The organism is Photorhabdus sp. RM322S, from assembly GCF_042879395.1.
In the GTDB taxonomy this organism is placed as follows: Bacteria; Pseudomonadota; Gammaproteobacteria; order Enterobacterales; family Enterobacteriaceae; genus Photorhabdus; species Photorhabdus khanii.
On sequence record NZ_JBHFKW010000038.1, the window covers coordinates 1 to 16,980 of the forward strand.

At 41.6% G+C, this 16,980-nt stretch carries 19 protein-coding genes and 3 pseudogenes; 11 read left to right on the forward strand and 11 right to left on the reverse strand.

Annotated elements, in window-relative coordinates; genetic code table 11:
• From ACGF63_RS18300 to nadS, 4 genes are all read left to right on the forward strand, one after another.
• Positions 1–231 (forward strand): hypothetical protein (locus ACGF63_RS18300; RefSeq protein WP_387632573.1); only part of this gene is annotated, 231 nt, incomplete at its 5' end.
• A 176-nt stretch (positions 232–407) separates the two neighbouring features.
• On the forward strand, positions 408–1,421 hold the full coding sequence (locus ACGF63_RS18305) for a tyrosine-type recombinase/integrase (protein ID WP_118985543.1): 1,014 nt from the start codon (positions 408–410) through the stop codon (positions 1,419–1,421).
• A 667-nt stretch (positions 1,422–2,088) separates the two neighbouring features.
• Positions 2,089–2,412 (forward strand): type II toxin-antitoxin system RelE/ParE family toxin, encoded by a 324-nt coding sequence (locus ACGF63_RS18310; RefSeq protein ID WP_132355352.1) that lies wholly within the window; start codon positions 2,089–2,091, stop codon positions 2,410–2,412.
• Complete coding sequence (gene nadS, locus ACGF63_RS18315; RefSeq protein WP_338089232.1) at positions 2,399–2,755, forward strand: NadS family protein; 357 nt, start codon at positions 2,399–2,401, stop codon at positions 2,753–2,755. The genes ACGF63_RS18310 and nadS overlap by 14 nt, the downstream gene beginning before the upstream one ends.
• 608 nt (positions 2,756–3,363) lie before the next feature.
• Here nadS and dinQ (ACGF63_RS18320) read toward each other — a convergent pair.
• The 8 genes and pseudogenes from dinQ (ACGF63_RS18320) to ACGF63_RS18355 form a co-directional block, all read right to left on the reverse strand.
• Complete coding sequence (gene dinQ / locus ACGF63_RS18320) at positions 3,364–3,435, reverse strand: damage-inducible type I toxin DinQ (protein WP_369293964.1); 72 nt, start codon at positions 3,433–3,435, stop codon at positions 3,364–3,366.
• Positions 3,436–3,900: 465 nt separating this feature from the next.
• A pseudogene (locus ACGF63_RS18325) lies at positions 3,901–4,216 on the reverse strand (hypothetical protein); the annotation flags it as partial.
• Positions 4,140–4,850, reverse strand: a complete 711-nt coding sequence (locus tag ACGF63_RS18330) for an IS5 family transposase (protein ID WP_387632598.1) — start codon at positions 4,848–4,850, stop codon at positions 4,140–4,142. The pseudogene ACGF63_RS18325 and the gene ACGF63_RS18330, both read right to left, overlap by 77 nt.
• Before the next feature lie 244 nt (positions 4,851–5,094).
• A complete protein-coding gene (gene dinQ, locus ACGF63_RS18335; protein WP_387632600.1) occupies positions 5,095–5,166 on the reverse strand; it encodes a damage-inducible type I toxin DinQ in 72 nt (23 codons plus the stop codon).
• 461 nt (positions 5,167–5,627) lie between these two features.
• Positions 5,628–5,960: pseudogene (locus ACGF63_RS18340) on the reverse strand (hypothetical protein); the annotation flags it as partial.
• Positions 5,961–5,982: 22 nt separating this feature from the next.
• Positions 5,983–6,930, reverse strand: a complete 948-nt coding sequence (locus ACGF63_RS18345) for an SAM-dependent methyltransferase (RefSeq protein ID WP_387632575.1) — start codon at positions 6,928–6,930, stop codon at positions 5,983–5,985.
• A gap of 102 nt (positions 6,931–7,032) precedes the next feature.
• A complete protein-coding gene (locus ACGF63_RS18350; protein ID WP_387632577.1) occupies positions 7,033–7,278 on the reverse strand; it encodes a hypothetical protein in 246 nt (81 codons plus the stop codon).
• Positions 7,271–7,327, reverse strand: a pseudogene (locus ACGF63_RS18355) (hypothetical protein); the annotation flags it as partial. The gene ACGF63_RS18350 and the pseudogene ACGF63_RS18355, both read right to left, overlap by 8 nt.
• A 634-nt stretch (positions 7,328–7,961) precedes the next feature.
• On the opposite strand from ACGF63_RS18355, the gene ACGF63_RS18360 reads away from it, so the two are divergent.
• Positions 7,962–8,888 carry a VirK/YbjX family protein gene (locus ACGF63_RS18360; RefSeq protein ID WP_387632578.1) on the forward strand — a complete coding sequence of 309 codons (927 nt, stop codon included), beginning with the start codon at positions 7,962–7,964 and terminating at the stop codon, positions 8,886–8,888.
• A 59-nt stretch (positions 8,889–8,947) separates the two neighbouring features.
• Here the strand turns inward: ACGF63_RS18360 and ACGF63_RS18365 are convergent, their stop codons facing one another.
• Complete coding sequence (locus tag ACGF63_RS18365; protein ID WP_387632580.1) at positions 8,948–9,535, reverse strand: GNAT family N-acetyltransferase; 588 nt, start codon at positions 9,533–9,535, stop codon at positions 8,948–8,950.
• A 271-nt stretch (positions 9,536–9,806) separates the two neighbouring features.
• On the opposite strand from ACGF63_RS18365, the gene ACGF63_RS18370 reads away from it, so the two are divergent.
• Entirely contained in the window at positions 9,807–11,828 is a 2,022-nt protein-coding gene (locus ACGF63_RS18370; protein ID WP_387632582.1) for an FAD-dependent oxidoreductase, read from the forward strand.
• A 110-nt stretch (positions 11,829–11,938) separates the two neighbouring features.
• Here ACGF63_RS18370 and sstT read toward each other — a convergent pair whose 3' ends face one another.
• The gene (sstT, locus tag ACGF63_RS18375) at positions 11,939–13,186 is read right to left on the reverse strand and encodes a serine/threonine transporter SstT (protein WP_387632583.1); all 1,248 of its coding nucleotides are present in this window, start codon (positions 13,184–13,186) and stop codon (positions 11,939–11,941) included.
• Between the two features lie 289 nt (positions 13,187–13,475).
• The gene (locus tag ACGF63_RS18380; RefSeq protein ID WP_387632585.1) at positions 13,476–14,438 is read right to left on the reverse strand and encodes a TerC family protein; all 963 of its coding nucleotides are present in this window, start codon (positions 14,436–14,438) and stop codon (positions 13,476–13,478) included.
• A gap of 81 nt (positions 14,439–14,519) precedes the next feature.
• Here ACGF63_RS18380 and ACGF63_RS18385 point away from each other — a divergent pair, with 81 nt between their 5' ends.
• The 5 genes from ACGF63_RS18385 to ACGF63_RS18405 all read left to right on the forward strand — a co-directional run bounded on the left by ACGF63_RS18385 (position 14,520) and on the right by ACGF63_RS18405 (position 16,823).
• Positions 14,520–14,744, forward strand: coding sequence for a hypothetical protein (locus ACGF63_RS18385; RefSeq protein WP_387632587.1), 225 nt, complete (start codon positions 14,520–14,522; stop codon positions 14,742–14,744).
• A 242-nt stretch (positions 14,745–14,986) separates the two neighbouring features.
• Complete coding sequence (locus ACGF63_RS18390) at positions 14,987–15,658, forward strand: DedA family protein (RefSeq protein WP_036842162.1); 672 nt, start codon at positions 14,987–14,989, stop codon at positions 15,656–15,658.
• Positions 15,659–15,849: 191 nt separating this feature from the next.
• The gene (locus ACGF63_RS18395) at positions 15,850–16,155 is read left to right on the forward strand and encodes a YqjD family protein (RefSeq protein ID WP_132355361.1); all 306 of its coding nucleotides are present in this window, start codon (positions 15,850–15,852) and stop codon (positions 16,153–16,155) included.
• A gap of 1 nt (position 16,156) precedes the next feature.
• A complete protein-coding gene (locus ACGF63_RS18400) occupies positions 16,157–16,558 on the forward strand; it encodes a phage holin family protein (RefSeq protein WP_036842160.1) in 402 nt (133 codons plus the stop codon).
• Entirely contained in the window at positions 16,551–16,823 is a 273-nt protein-coding gene (locus ACGF63_RS18405; RefSeq protein ID WP_036842158.1) for a YqjK-like family protein, read from the forward strand. Before ACGF63_RS18400 ends, ACGF63_RS18405 begins: the two co-directional genes overlap by 8 nt.
• The last annotated feature ends 157 nt before the right edge of the window (positions 16,824–16,980 follow it).

The following is a 16,980-nucleotide window of genomic DNA, read 5'->3' on the forward strand; positions in this document are numbered from 1 at the left end:
ATCTTTGTTATTATTTCTACAAACGTTGATCATGGTGTGTCAACTCTTGCAGTTGTTATTTATCTACCTTTACTAAAAATTGCTTTCTCCCCCTTATCTTATCACTGGATTTTGCTATCCCGTAAAAAATCAGAAGGAGAAAGTAATAACCCTGTAGCCGGTAGAACCACAGCGAAATGTCAGAAGGTAAAGCGCTCATCTGGGAAGATATTAATGAGCCCTAACCACTAAGGATTTTGGGAAAAACTAACAAGCTATTTGGAATGTTCACAATCTCTGGTTACTGCCATTTAAGAAATGAATATAAAACCTTTTCTGTTGGAAAAATACAAACAATGATTTCATCAAAGGATCATAAAAAATATTATTTTCATGATCGGTTAACTAAATAGTCGGAATCTCGAAAAATGGCACTGACCAAACAAGCTGATGGAAAATGGCGCTTAGATTTTTACCCAGAGGGTAAAAAAAACGGTATTGGGAAACGGATTAGAAAAAGCTTTACGACTAAAGGTGAAGCATTAGCCTATGAGCGTTATATTTTAGAGTCGGTTGATAATCAACCTTGGCTAGACAGTAAAGAAGACCGCCGTAAAGTTTCTGAATTAGTTGTGACTTGGTATGAGTCACACGGCATCACTTTGGATGATGGAGAGAAGCGCCAGAACGCAATGCTATATGCTTGTGAATGTATGGGCGATCCTAAAGCTGTTGAATTCACTGCACAGTTATTTTCATCCTATCGAGAAAAACGTCTTTCTGGAAAACTAGCCAGAACATCTCGTGTTTCTAAGGTCGCACCAAGAACGGTAAACCTTGAACTTTCTTATTTCCGTGCTATGTTCAATGAACTTAATAGGCTTGGTATCTGGACATATGATAATCCCTTAAAAAATATCCGCCCGTTTAAAACCGAAGAAAGCGAAATGGCTTTTCTGACTAACGAGGAGACTAAAAAACTATTAGAAGAATGTGAAAAAAGTAGATCCAAGCATTTACTGACCGTAGTTAAAATTTGCCTTTCTACTGGTGCGCGTTGGTCGGAAGCTGAAAAATTAAGGGCTTCTCAGGTTAGCCAATATCGCATCACCTTTACCAAAACCAAAGGTAATCGAAACCGAACAGTACCAATCAGTGAAGAGTTGTATAACACTTTTCCTAAAAAACGCGGTAGTTTATTTTCATCATGCTATTCAGCGTTTAGAACAGCTATAAGAAGGACAGGTATAGAGCTTCCTGACGGTCAGTTATCCCATGTGTTAAGGCATACATTTGCTAGCCATTTCATGATGAAAGGGGGAAACATTTTGGTATTACAACGAATACTAGGCCATACAGATATTAAGATGACTATGCGCTATGCTCACTTTGCCCCAGACCATCTTGATGATGCAGTTAGACTTAATCCCTTAGCTGCATGATATAAGGGGTGTCTTGCCCCTTTTGTGTCCCCTGAGAACTCAAACCATCAATAACCAATAGCAACTATCGCTACATAACTTTTTGATTTTATTGTAACTTATTGATTTTAAAACCCCTATCATGGTTCTCATAATCGCTTGGTCACTGGTTCAAGTCCAGTAGGGGCCACCAGATTTTAGCTGTGAAAACAGATAGATAGACCACTCAACAACGAGTGGTTTTTTTATGTCTTTTAGTCAGTGTCCCCTGAGAAAATTTTCATGCCCCATTAAGACTATTTTTTGTCCAAACGAACCAAAAGGAAAAAAATTTTTCCCGTCAGCAAAAATATATTTACTGATTCAGTTCATGTCAATTTTCTAATGACCGCAAAGCCGCACAGTGACTATGTTTTGAAATTTCTTTTGGATTCCCTTCATAATTTCTCACGCAAAATAGAAATATCCTTCCACTATCATTGCGTTAACTTTTCGTTCGTGATCCTCCCTTGATCCAAAAACTAAAATTTCCTGAAAATCTTTTCAAATCTTTCAGGTTGCGATATCTCCCACACAGCTAGTACTGTTTTCCATGCACATTAAAATTTCGTACTGTGTACGATTTTACTTTGACAATCGTACACAGTACGAATATAATATTTTCCATAGACGGGCAAGGATGTGTTTTATGGAATACCTAGTTTTTATCGAAACTCCCGTATTTAGTCGAGAACGGGCAGAACTGTTAACCGATGATGAATTTAGACAACTACAGGAGCACTTACTAAAGAACCATGAACAAGGCAGTACCATTAGCGCCACTGGAGGATGTAAAAAGATTCGTTGGCAGCGAGAAGGGATGGGAAAACGTAGCGGTGTCAGAATCATCTACTACACCATAACCAGAACTGGGAGGCTCTATCTTCTTTTGATTTACCCTAAAAATAAAAAAGATGATTTAACCCCAAAAGAAAAAGAAGTACTTAAAGCCATCAGTAATAAATTGCAATAATCAACGCCGCGTAGATACGCGGCAATGTTCATACAGCGGAGAAACTATGGACAAAAAACTTTTTGACGATCTGATTGAAAGCATGAATCAGATGGTAGCGATTGAAAAAGGAGAGCTTGCTGTTCCTGCTGAAAATATTCATCGCCATCGTCTGCCTGATGTAAAAAACCTACGCGAAACCTTTGGGTTAAAGCAAAGTGAATTTGCCGAAGCTGTTGGTGTCTCTGCATCCCTAATTCAAAGCTGGGAACAACACCGCCGTATTCCTTCTGGCTCATCACTTAAATTGCTTAAAATGCTTGAACGTAATCCCGCGCTAATTAATGAGTTAAGCGCACTTTAACATTTTCTCTTTCTTCTTTGTCATCATTCAAAAGAGAAAATAATTTCAGGTCTGCATATCTTGTAAAGCCGCGCTCTGACTCAACTTCATAATTTAGCGCGGCTTTATTCTGTGATCCATTCACCCACGTAAAATAGAATTTTTTCCTTTAATATCCATGCACTGATATTTTCCCCGTGATCCTCTTTTAATCCAAAAACTGAAATTTCCTGAAAATCTTTTCAATCATTTCAGTTTGCTACTTCTCTCACAATACCAGTGCTGGCGCGGCCTGACCGTTCGCCTTGTAGGATTTTAAAGCTGAAAAAATTTTTTGATCCAAAACGTGCAGGCGGGTGCGGTGTAGTGCCGTTTATACTACCGGAGCAATAATCGCTTGAGCACGAATTCAAGTCCAGCAGGGATTACCAAATTTAAGCTGTTAGATCAGTACATTAGGCCACTTAAACAAGAGTGGCTTAGTAGGTTGTGAGTGAATGACGCTGCATGCATCTGGTTGCGTTTTGTGAAGGGTAGAAAATTATAAGGCACTGTGGCTTGATCAAAGGCAGTAAATGTTAAAGGCCACCGGGAGGTTACCCCGATGGCCTTAGCTACGTTTCCGTTATCTATTTCAGAAATGCACGGATCAGCTCTAAAAGCGCGATTAACGCTTTGAGAACGATGATAGCAGTGTCAATAAATACTTTCACCCGTTTGCTCCTGTTAGGAGCACGACTTAACCAGCCATTGCCTTTACGCTGCCTGTCCGGCTGGCTTCCATCAAGTCAGTTAAGGAATATCGCGCTCTGACCGAGGCACTGAATCAGCACCACCTGTTCTTCAGCCAGGACTTACGAAAACTTGCGTCAGAGATACACAGGCCAGAACGCTAACCCAAACTAACAACCGTTGATTATAGGTTTATTTTCAGATGGTTCAATCAATTAAAATGATGAGTTGGTAAAAACAAAAAAAGCCAACTGCTGAAGTTGGCTTTTCTATTTTTACCCATACAGGACAGGGGGATCTTTTGTGCTATTACCGAGATTGGTAGCCTCAGTCCTAGCGCGATATTCCTTAACTGACACAGCCAGTCTAATACCTATAGCATAAAATATCAACCTAGAGTACAGCGTAAAGAACCTCACACAAATGGACGATATTCACCCAATCACTGGAGAATATTTCTGCTTCAGCCCATCTTGATTTATAGGCCGTGTTCCTTATCGTGCTGGCGTTCTCCGGCATATCTGTGTTGTAGTGCGTATGCGCGGCTGTCAGTTCAGCCAATTCCTTAACCACATCCAACGTTTCTAACATCAATGTCATGACATTGATTTGCTGGCTGCCCACCCAAACCACTGGCGCGACGATTTCTTGCCTGGTTCCGGCGATACTCTGCTTAAGCAGACCAATTTTCTCTATCAGCTTTTGCCCGATTTCGATATTGGCCTCTTTCCCTACACTGGCAACGAAATTTCCACCAAGTGGCGGTAACGATATAAACATGTATCAACACGCTTATCGGCTTTTCGACGGTTTTTCTTATAGGGAATGACCGGTGTTGCGCCTTATGTTTCACGGTAAGCCTGAAGGCTTCGCTATCGTAACCCTTATCCGCAATCACAAAATCCGATGGCGGTGACTGTGACACCAGACTTTCAGCATGAACGATGTCGTGTGTTTGACCCCCAGAAAGCTCAAAATGTACAGGTAAACCGTAACTGTCTACAGCTAAATGGATCTTGGTTGAACGTCCACCCCGACTTTTTCCTCTCGATTCATTTTCTTTAGAGGCTGCGCCTGCACTATGTTGATGAACCTGCACAATACTCCCATCAATGAACAGCCACTCCGTATCAGAATATTCAGATAACAATTTGAATATTAAATTAAAAATATCTTTCTTTGCCCATTCATTAAAACGTCGAAAGACGGTATTCCATTTCCCAAATTCAGGCGGTAAGTCACGCCAGGGACAACCGGTTCTCATGCGGTAAAGGATCCCCTCAAAGGTCAGGTGATGTTCTTCTTTGTGATAAATCAGTCCACTTTGTTGCATGAATACAGCTAGCGTATTCCATAGGGGTTTTGATAACATGGTTCTCGGCATGATGGTAAGGCAGGGTTGGTTTTTGGCGAAAGCAATGATACCCAATCATCATGCTGTTCAATAAGCCCTCTCAAAACGTCAACAGCCCCTAGTTCAAATCCAGTAGGGATTGCCAAATTTAAGCTTTTAAATCAGTATTTTTGTGAAGGATAAAGATTATAAAACACCGTGGCTTGATCAAAAGCGGTAAATGTTAAAGGCCACCGGGAGGTTACCCAAATGGCCTTAGCTACGTTTCCGTTATCTATTTCAGAAATGCACGGATCAGCTCTAAAAGCGCAACTAACGCTTTGAGAACGATGATAGCAATATCAATAAATGTTTTCACCCGTTTGCTCCTGTTAGGAGCACGACTTAACCAGCCATTGCCTTTGCGCTGCCTGTCCAGCTGGCCCTCATCTGTGTTAGCAGGAGAATATCGCGCTCTGACCGAGACACTGAATCAGCACCACCTGTACTCAGCCAGGACTTACGAAAACTTGCGTCAGAGATACACAGGTCAGAACGCTACCCCAAACTAACAGCCGTTGATTATAGGTTTATTTTCAGATGATTCAATCAATTAAAATGATGAGTAGATAAAAATAAAAAAACCAACTGGTGAGGTTGGTTTTTTACTTTTACCCTTGGATAGGGCGGTTTGTCTTTGTGCTATGCGAGATTGGTAGCCTCGGTTATAGCGCGACATTCTCCTGCTAACACAATCAGTCTACACCTTAAAAAAGGTGTTATCAACCTATGGAATAACGTAAAAATCTCATACAAACGGCATGATATTCACCCAATCACTGGAGAATATTTCTGTTTCAATCCATCGGATTTATAGGCTGTGTTCCTAATGGCGCTGGCGTTCTCCGGCATGCCTGTGTTGTAGTGCGTATGCGCGGCTGTCAGTTCAGCCAATTCCTTAACCACATCCAGCGTTTCTAACATCAATCTCATGACATTGATTTGCTGGCTACCTTGACCAATCTTTTCAATCAAGCGCTGACCAATTTCTACCGTTGCATTTTTACCAATACTGGCAACATAGCTAGATTGTGTCGCCAGACTATAATCCCCCTCAGCAATCTGCTGAATAGCACCGGATAATAACGTGGCTGTACCTAATCGAAAGCAAACAAGCTGCTTGTTAAAGTTTCTGTGCGATAACGCTATAGACCGACACATAGTTTTTCACCAGCGCGATCGATAAATTTTCAGCCATCACACGCAGCTCCTCCAGAGGACCACACACACCTTCAGGAAAGTTCCGTTCGATGTTAGCCTTGATATCCAGAAACCAATGCACTGTATCAATATTGGACGGCAACACCCTCATGTCCTTGATAATGAAACCACTTCTCTCCAGCACTTGTCTGAAATAGGCAGGTGTTTTGCGATTACTACAGGCAAGGCGATCGATGATGTCGGGAATATCCGATTTATAGCTATCCAGTTCCACATTATAGAGGTTGTCAGAAATAATCACCCGGCCACCAATCCGCACACGTTTGAACAGCGCGTTCATGGCTTTTTCATACAATGAGTTAGGAAAATGCGAAATAACACCACGGATAATCACCAAGTCATAAAGTTCCTGTGGGTCAGGCAACAGATCAATATCCTGCGCATTACACAAGTACAGATTAATACGCTCAACCAACCCATGTTCTGCGTGAAACTTGGCACAATACCTCAACTGTTGATCGCTGATATTCACTCCGTCCAAGCACGCGCACTCAGGAAAATATTCAGCCAGATATTTCAGGATATAGCCCCAGCCACAACCGATATCCAGTATTCGCCGAACCGCTGGCCGCTCGATCCTTGTCTCCAAACCAGCCAACAGCAGTTGACGATCAAAATAACGAATACCTGATTCATCCAACGAAATAGGTGGCCTTGAGGCGGGATCATCGTAAACACCAAACTGGAATAACAGCGTATTACCAATCGCTTTACGCCAGCGTTCCGGATCTTCGCAATAAACCTGTACTACTTTGTTTTCGTAGTCGTTGGTGTTTCCCCCCCCCCGAATAATGTGATAAGGCGGAGCAGGCTCAACATCAGTGTAAAACACATTATTAAAGCTACTCATGAGGTTTTCCTGATTAAATGGTTTTAAAAAGGTGTCGCAACCTTATTTGTCAGGACTTGCGGCGTATTGGTAAATTTCAATGAGGCATTCATATCTAATAATTCAATTCTGTGATTGCAGATAAATTACATTGCCATCAAGCTGCCTTTGCCAATCTTTAATGTCTTGATTCGAAAAGCCATCAATGATTTTTTTAAACCAAACTATATATTCCCCAGGTGCCTTATTAATTAATTTCCTCAATTTCAGTGGATTAACCCATTTATAATTGGATACCTCGTCAGAATTAATTATCGGTTCTTTATCAAATTGCCCGATAAAAACATGATCGTATTCGTATTCAATCAAAGCCCATCTCCTCACCAAGACGCCTGTGTGCGGTATCCAGTGCTTCGCCAACCCGAGGGTGACCGCAACAGCTATTAGTCCAAAGCCCGGACGAATGTTATTTTGTTTCTGCCCGCTTTTGCAGTAGTAAATTTCCTTTTTTATTAAAAATAAATATAGAAAAGGCCCGGTGTAACATACCTTTTTGGTGAACATCCATAATAAAATCGAAATACATACCCTGCAAGTGTCAAATTAATTTCATATTAAAATGATATAAATAATAAAATATGAAATCATCCAGCCATCTTATTATGATGTTAATAACAAACACAAAATAATTAACATTAATTTTTCTAATAATCAAACTAATTCCAAAACGAACATATCCAATATGATTTATTTACAACCAATACTAACCTGCTAAATTTGTTACAGAGCACGTATCAGATCATAACCGCTCCTTCCATATTCTTTAACATACTTTCACAACTAAAAAACGTCGCAGAAGACTAAACAAATACCAAACAAGAAAAATATCATTAATTGCTAAAAATTTATTAAAAAACCATTGTTTTTTTATCTTAAAAAAACACAAAGAGACATCTGTTGAAGTACCGTTTAATACCAAAGGAGTATACTCAGAGAGTTTAAACCATCTTCCCTCCTGTGTTTTTTAGAACTAGATTAAAGAAATGAAATATATGTATCAACCCGCTAGCTCAGGCATTCGACTGTTTACAGATTTAGTCGGAAAAAAAATCAGTCCCAGTCCTCACTGGTATTCTGCACAGAATCGCACTAAGTTTGCTTTGCGTAGCGCTCTGATGCCAATATCGACGCTAAAACTATTAAACCAGATAGTTAATACACCGTTTTATCTGGATATCTTGAAGAAACAACCTTGTTTGCCTTCTAAGCTACATCGCCCTTATCTGAGTATTAACTTCAACAAAGGGCAAACGTTGCGCGCAATAAATGAACATTATCAGTTGTTATTTACCGGGCTAAATCAGTCTATTATTAATAAAATATTTTGTTCCAATGCATATCCATTAGCGGTTATCAATGGTAAGAGTGGAACTTACACTATTTTTGTAGATTCCATGGACTGTTTTAACAAAGAGGGTGAACTTACCTTATTTATTGGGACAGAAGATAATAAAACTCTGGCAAGATGTGCCTTTACACTACTGACGATTGCTGGCAAAAAAACACTATTTATTGGTGGGCTACAAGGTTCTAAAGAAGATACAACCCTTGAAATTATCCGCAATGCTACGAAAGATTGTTATGGATTATTTCCAAAACGCTTACTGCTTGAATCTGTTTGCCGTTTTGCTGCCCACTTTGGTTGTCAGCAAATTCTGGCTGCCAGCAATGATACACACATCTATAAAAGCCTGCGCTATTGGCATAAAAAGAAAGACAAATTAGTTGCTGATTACGACTCTTTCTGGGAATCATTAGGTGGATCAAGGGAAAAAAATAAAGATTTCCATCTGCCATTAGCCATTGAAAGAAAATCTCTTGAAGATATCGCCAGTAAGAAGCGAGCTGAATATCGCCGCCGTTATCAATTACTGGATGAACTGGATAATGGAATGCGGGATTCTCTGCCTTCAAATTAAATCAGAGTTCAAAATCAGGCCGCCACCCAGTGTGGCATAGCCTGATCTTAAAATGACTTCTATCTTGGTTTAACCATCTGCCATTCAAGATGGCTTTTAACCGCAGACCATTCACAATTGATAATGCTATAAACACAAGTATCCCTGACACTACCATCTTTAGATAAAACATGACTACGCAAAACTCCATCAAGTTTCGCACCCAGTCGTTCTATCGCTTTCCGGCTTTGGTGATTAAGAAAATGAGTACGAAATTCTACAGCGATGCAATCCAATTCTTCAAAAGCATATTTCAATAACAAATACTTCGCTTCTGTATTGATATGTGTCCGCTGGACAGAACGCGCATACCAGGTAGAACCGATTTCCACCCGACGGGCATGAGAATCAATATTCATATAAGTGGTCATTCCAACGGCTTTGCTTGTCCGGTGGTCAACAACAGCAAAAGGCAGCATGGTGCCTCTCTCATACAAAAATAAACGGCGATCAATCTCTTTGCTCAGATCAGCCGGTGAAGGAATGTTGGTGTACCACAATCTATGTAACTCACCCTCTTCAATTACCTGTACAAATTCATCATGCCGCTGGTGCGTCAAAGGTTCAAGAATAACCCCTTTCCCTTCCAGAGTTACCCATTCAGTCATCTGTTTTTTCATAATAATCGTTGGCGTTAATAAATAAGTTAAGAATAGAAGACATCATCCTATCCTCCCACTCCCTCTGGTTATCAACTTTATGACTGAACGAGATTTTATGATACACATCACATTCGTTTAACATTTTTTTCCCAATTAACCTTATTCCGTCTAGATTTGAACCACCATCTCATCCGACCACCTGACGTTTTCGCCTCGTGGTTTCGGACACAATAACAATAATCTGGTTATGATTGACAAACACCCGACGGAGATTGCAATGAGCCACTATCCTCACCTATTCACCCCTTTAAACCTGGGGTTCACCACACTGAAAAACCGCATTCTGATGGGATCAATGCACACCGGATTAGAGGAACATCCCGATCGCGCCCAGAGACTTGCCCGCTTTTATGCTGAACGGGCAGCCGGAGGCGTAGCATTGATTGTCACAGGTGGTATTTCCCCAAATAAACAAGGTGTTATAGGAAAAGGCACAGCATTTCTGGTAGATAAAAAAGACCTTATCCATCATAAAGTTATTACAGATGCGGTTCATCAAGCTGGTGGAAAAATTGCAATGCAAATCCTGCATACCGGCCGCTACAGCTATCAGCCGAATCTTGTCGCCCCCACTGCCATTCAAGCCCCAATTAACCCATTTGTACCCCGTGAAATGACAGAAGAAGACATTCAGCAAACCATTGCTGACTTCGCTCACTGTGCGCAACTGGCACAACAAGCAGGTTATGATGGTGTAGAAATCATGGGCTCTGAGGGTTATCTGATTAACCAATTTCTGACTACCCGTACCAACCACCGCCAGGATCAATGGGGTGGAAGTTTTGAAAATCGAATGCGCTTTGCTGTGGAGGTTGTCAAAGCGATCCGCCAGGCAACCGGACAGGAATTTATTCTGATTTACCGGCTTTCAATGCTGGATTTAGTCGAAGAGGGTTCTGATTGGCAGGAAATCGAACAATTAGCCGTCGCCATTGAACAAGCAGGAGCATCTATTATCAATACAGGTATCGGCTGGCATGAGGCACGAATTCCAACTATTGCGACTATGGTTCCCCGCGCCGGATTCAGTTGGGTAACACAAAAGCTGATGGGGAAAGTTTCAATCCCATTAATCACAACAAACAGGATTAATGATCCAGAAATTGCAGAGCAAGCGCTGGCACAAGGTTGTGCGGATATGGTTTCCATGGCGCGGCCTTTTCTGGCGGACGCCGAATTTGTTCTGAAAGCCCAACAAGGACGAGCTGATGAAATAAACACCTGTATTGGCTGTAATCAGGCATGTCTGGATCAGATTTTTGTCGGTGAAATAGCCTCCTGCCTGGTTAATCCCCGTGCCTGTCACGAAACAGAAATGGCAGCCGAACCTATTACCCTGCCTAAAAAACTGGCTGTTGTCGGTGCAGGGCCTGCTGGATTGTCATTTGCCGTGACGGCTGCCAGCCGTGGTCATCATGTCACTCTGTTTGAACGTCATGGGCAGATTGGCGGGCAATTCAATATTGCCAAACAGATCCCTGGGAAAGAAGAGTTTCATGAAACATTACGTTATTTTCAGCGTCAATTAGAAATCCATCATGTTGATGTGCGGTTGAACCAGACCGCAACGACAGAAATACTCTCCGATTTCGATGAAGTGATCATCGCCAGTGGTATTGTGCCCCGCCAACTCACTATTGATGGTATTCATCACGAAAAAGTACTGAGCTACTTAGATGTACTCAGGGATAAGAAAAATGTCGGTCAGCGTGTGGCTATCATTGGCGCAGGTGGAATTGGTTTTGATACCGCAGAATATCTGAGTCAACCAGAAAAGAGTACCAGCCTTGATCGTACCGCTTTCAGCGAAGAGTGGGGCATTGACCAGAATCTGACACATCGTGGAGGTTTATCGCCTGAAGGCCCGAAACCAGAACCCTCCCCCCGAAAAATTTATCTATTACAACGTAAACCAACCAAAGTGGGCGAAGGATTAGGTAAAACAACAGGTTGGGTACACAGAACCAGTCTGCACTTGCGCGGCGTGAAAATGCTCAACAATATGCAATATCTGAAAATAGATGATCAGGGATTACATATCAGCTGTAATGGAGAACAGCGCTGTCTTGCCGTAGATAACGTCGTTATTTGTGCCGGACAAGAGCCACTGAGAGAATTGTATCAGCCATTACAACACGCGGGAAAAACCGTGCATCTTATTGGTGGAGCCGATATTGCGGCTGAATTGGATGCCAGACGCGCTATCAATCAAGGCACTCAATTGGGCCTTAAAATTTGATGATAAGTAAAAATGCAACAAATACTCAATCCGCGCCACTTCTGGCGCGGACGTTTTACTTTTCTTACCTATTACCACCTTTTTGACTTCAACCGAAAGACTCCGGTTAGTCAATGACGCTGACTCAGTTGATCCGATGCCAGACGATCATCCTCAGCCTGACAAACAGCGGCGGTGAACAACACATCGGTAGAAGAGTTCAAACTGGTTTCTGCCGAATCCTGCAATACACCGATAACCAAACCGACTGCCACAACCTGCATAGCAATTTCATTGGAAATACCGAACATACTACAGGCCAGAGGGATCAACAGTAAGGAACCGCCCGCGATACCAGAAGCACCACATGCACAAATGGCAGAAACCACACTTAACAACAATGCCGTAGGCAGGTCGACAGGTATCCCTAGCGTATTTACTGCGGCCAGAGTCAATACCGGGATAGTCACCGCAGCGCCCTCCATATTGATCGTTGCCCCCAACGGGATGGAAACCGAATAAGTATCTTCATGCAGATTCATACGGCGGCACATAGCCATATTCACCGGAATATTCGCAGCCGAACTGCGGGTGAAAAATGCCGTCACGCCACTTTCACGCAAGCAAGCAAATACCAGTGGATAAGGGTTACGACGAATTTTCCAGTAAACGATCAGTGGGTTTACAACAAATGCAACAACCAGCATACAACTCAGTAACACAACCAACAGTTGGGCATATCCCAGCAAAGTACTAAAACCGGTTTCTGCGATAGTTGAAGACACCAAGCCGAAGATACCAACAGGTGCACAACGGATGACTACCCGAACAACCTGAGTAACCGCTTCAGACATATCATGAATCAGAGACTTAGTTGAATCTTTCGTGTGACACAGTGCGATACCCAAACCAATCGCCCAAGCAAGAATACCGACATAATTACCATTCAGTAACGCACTCACCGGATTAGCGACAACATTACCCAATACCCCTTTAATCACCTCCATAATGTTTTCAGGAGGAGACATCTGAGCATCATTTACAACCAGCACCAGTTGTGACGGGAACATAAAACTACCGGCCACGGCAACTAAAGCGGCGGAAAAAGTACCCAGAATATAGAGGACAAGAATTGGACGAATATTGGTTTTCTGGCCTTCTTTATGGTTAGCAATAGAAGACATAACCAGAACCCATACCAATACCGGGGCTACTGCTTTCAAGGCACCAACGAACAACGTCCCAAGCAAACTGACCGACTTGGCAGCCGAAGGTGCCAACCACGCTAACAGTATCCCTGCAATTAAACCTACCAAAATCTGTTTAACCAGGCTCCCTTGTACAATGTAATGCACGAAACCACGCTTTTGTTTTTCCATAACTGACCCATTTTATTAACAGTTCTGCTGAACCTATATTTTTTGTGTTTGCTGCCTCAGTATAGGGAAACCAAGAATGGTGGAAAGCAGAAACAGTCAAAATATACAACCTTGTCAGCACTTATTAACAACACATTCACATTTATGTGATCAAAATGGCAATTTACACATTTACAAAGCACAATTATTTATTTTTATGTTTAACCATTTTTCAGTAAGTTAAGACCAGAAAAAACCCTATATTCCTGTTCAGGAAAATAGGGTTATCTGTTAAAAAATAGTTACCTGATTACTGGATCTCTTTAGCTTTATACTTATTTACCCAGACATTAATAATCATTGTTATTGTCAAAATACTCGCAATAGTCCCCAGAGAAACGCCCATAGGAATATGATAAACATCCATTAACAGCATCTTAATACCGATAAATACCAGAATGACTGACAAACCATATTTCAGCATTGTGAATTTCTCTACTACACCTGCCAGCAGGAAATACATTGCACGTAATCCTAAGATAGCGAAAAGGTTAGAGGTCAAAACAATAAAAGGGTCTGTTGTTACTGCAAAAATAGCGGGAATGCTGTCTACAGCAAAAATAACGTCGCTAATTTCAATCATAATCAAAACCAAGATCAATGGCGTCGCATATAACAAACCCTTTTCTTTAATAAAAAAACGTTCTCCGTGCAGATTATCCGTCATACGAATATGCGATCTTAACCAACGAACAAAAGGTTTATCACCTACCGGAGCATTATCCTCTTTTGCCAACGCCATCTTAACGCCGGTAACCAGCAGAAAGAGGCCAAACAGATAGAGTATCCAACTGAATTGAGAAACCAGCCAGCTCCCTGCAAAGATCATCACAGTACGCAGCACAATTGCGCCTAAGACGCCGTAAATAAGCACCCGGCGTTGCAAATTTGCCGGAATAGCAAAATAACTGAACAACATCAGCCAGACAAACACGTTATCAATAGCAAGTGCTTTTTCAAGTAAATAACCCGTAAGAAAAGCCATTGCCTGACTATTAGCGACAGCTTCCCCCTCAATTTCTCTGAAATACCACCATAATCCTAATGCAAATAAGAGCGACAAACTTACCCAAATTACGCTCCAGACAGCGGCTTGACGAAATGACATTGCCTGCTCTTTCTTACGCCCTTGTAAGAGCAGATCCAGCAACAGCATAATCGTAATTAAAACGGCGAAACTTCCCCATAAGACAGGACTACCCACTGAGTTCATTTTCTTTCTCTACATAAACAAAAACGGCTGAATTCTCAGAAGACGCCAGCCGTTGCTATATTTCTTCCCCACGTAATGGAGATGGATGTATTGCAAGCAACCCTCGCCTTCTGGCAAGGTCTCACTTACAACACAGAAAATGTACCACCAGGTATCAGTTCAAGGTTGCCCGGCTACCGGATGCTATTGCATCGTAATGACGATAAACCGGCAAGGAAGTTACTCCCCTTTGCTGTGGTGAAAAGTAAATCAAATTCACGCAAGAATCAATCTACCACTGCAAAAATATTGACTCATAGGCAGTAGCCAATAAACTAATCTCGTCAGACAAGTTTATTATTCCATTTCAATCAATGTTCAATTGATCGCCAAAATTTTCTGTTTAGTCACTCTTGATTTTGTTACAGTGTCGCAGGCCATGCCATTTGCCTCTTTCAACAGATTGAAAAGGCGTTATAACCGGCCAAATAACTACAACAGGATACAGTTTAATCAGTTTAGCCCCATGCTTTCAGGATGAACAAACAAAGGCATTTTAGGAACACCTGATGGAAATAGTAAAAGAACTTATATATGCACTTTGGCACCAGGATTATGAAACTCTGGCCAATCCATCCCTACTATGGGCCATTTATATCATGCTATTCTTGATCCTCTTCCTTGAAAATGGCCTGCTTCCCGCGGCATTTTTACCTGGAGACAGTTTGCTTATATTGGTTGGAGTATTAATTGCCAAAGGTGCAATGAGTTTCCCTGTCACGCTTGTTATATTAACCACCGGAGCAAGCTTAGGTTGCTGGGTCGGTTATCTACAGGGGAAATGGTTAGGAAATACCAGAATAGTACAAGGTTGGCTCTCTCACTTACCGGCTCATTATCACCAAAGAGCTTACAGTCTTTTTCACCGCCACGGCCTGTCCGCTTTACTTATCGGCCGCTTCCTCGCATTCATAAGAACCCTGCTGCCAACACTTGCAGGCCTGACGGGTCTGCAAAATAGTCGTTTCCAGTTTTTTAACTGGCTCAGTGGCTTCTTGTGGGTCGTTATCCTGACCTCTCTGGGCTATGCGCTCGGTAAAACCCCCATTTTCCGTCAGTATGAAGATCTGGTAATGAATTTCCTGATATTGCTGCCACTTGCTTTACTAATTATTGGTTTTAGCGGCAGTTTGTTAGTTGTATTACGTAAAAAAACTTGCCAATCCCCTCAAAAAAAGTAATTTACTCTGAAAAAATCTTAAATCCCCCTCTGCCGCAGACAAAAGTATCGTTTGCGGCAGAATAGTGAAATAACGCTAATGTTTTTCATTCACCTTCTAAAATATAAGCTATATTTAAGGATAGTCTTTTCCAGCCTCTGGAAAATCGACTAACTAAGTCAAATATACACACCGACATAAGGAGTATTTACATGGTACATAACAAAACCGCTGAAGACTTACGCATTGAATTAAAATCCCTCTCGAAAACACTAGAGGAAGTGATCAAAAATTCCGGTGATAAATCCGATACCGAACTGGAAAAAATCCGCAGCAAAGTAGAAAACCTGCTCGAAGAAACTCGCATGAAACTTGGCACTGTCAGTGATAAAGTCGTTATGCAAACTAAAGAGATGGCTCGTCATGTTGATGATTACGTTCACGCAAAACCGTGGACAAGTATCGGCATCGGTGCAGCAGCAGCTGTCGTATTAGGTGTATTATTGGCTAAACGCTAATATGAACCACCCATCCAAATCTCAAGGCCCCGGTAAAGGGGTCCTTGATTCTCTTCAACGCATTGCCACCATCATTATCGGGATGGTAGAAACCCGCTTACAACTGATCGTTGTAGAACTGGAAAAGGAGAAAGCAACCCTGATACAACTGATATTAATGGTCGGTCTGACATTGCTGTTTACCGCTTTTGGTCTGATGTGTTTGCTTGTTCTGGTTTTTTGGGCTGTTGATCCAGCCTGGCGTCTTACTGCATTAGCTATCACTACAGGTACTTTACTGACCCTGGCGCTCATTGGCCTGATATGGACCATCAAGAAATCCCGTAATTCAACATTACTCAACGCAACCCGCGAGCAATTAAAGGTTGATAGAGAGATGCTGGAGGATCACAGTAATGAGTAAACAGAGCCAAAAAAGAAAACTGAAAAAACAGCAGTTGCTCAAAAATATCCAGTTACAACGACTGATACTTTCTAACGATACTCAACACTGGCGAAATATCACCGAGCCTTATGACAAAGGCTGGCAAAAGCTTTTTTCACTAAAACCTTATCTGCTACTCGGAGCCAGCACCATTTCTTCATATGGCCTTCGTCACCCAGTGAAATTCTATCGTTGGACCCGCCGAGTCATTGGTAAATTGAAGGTACTGAAAAGGAAGAAGTAATAATTCTTAATAATACATTTCATTGATTATCAACCATATTATTTACATTCAAAAAATTTGTATAAAATTGTTAATAATCCTTGCTTACAACTAAGCTCTTCTCTCTTTAGTATACATTCCATTCGATAATGATTAGCAAATTGTGCTATCTCAAGTT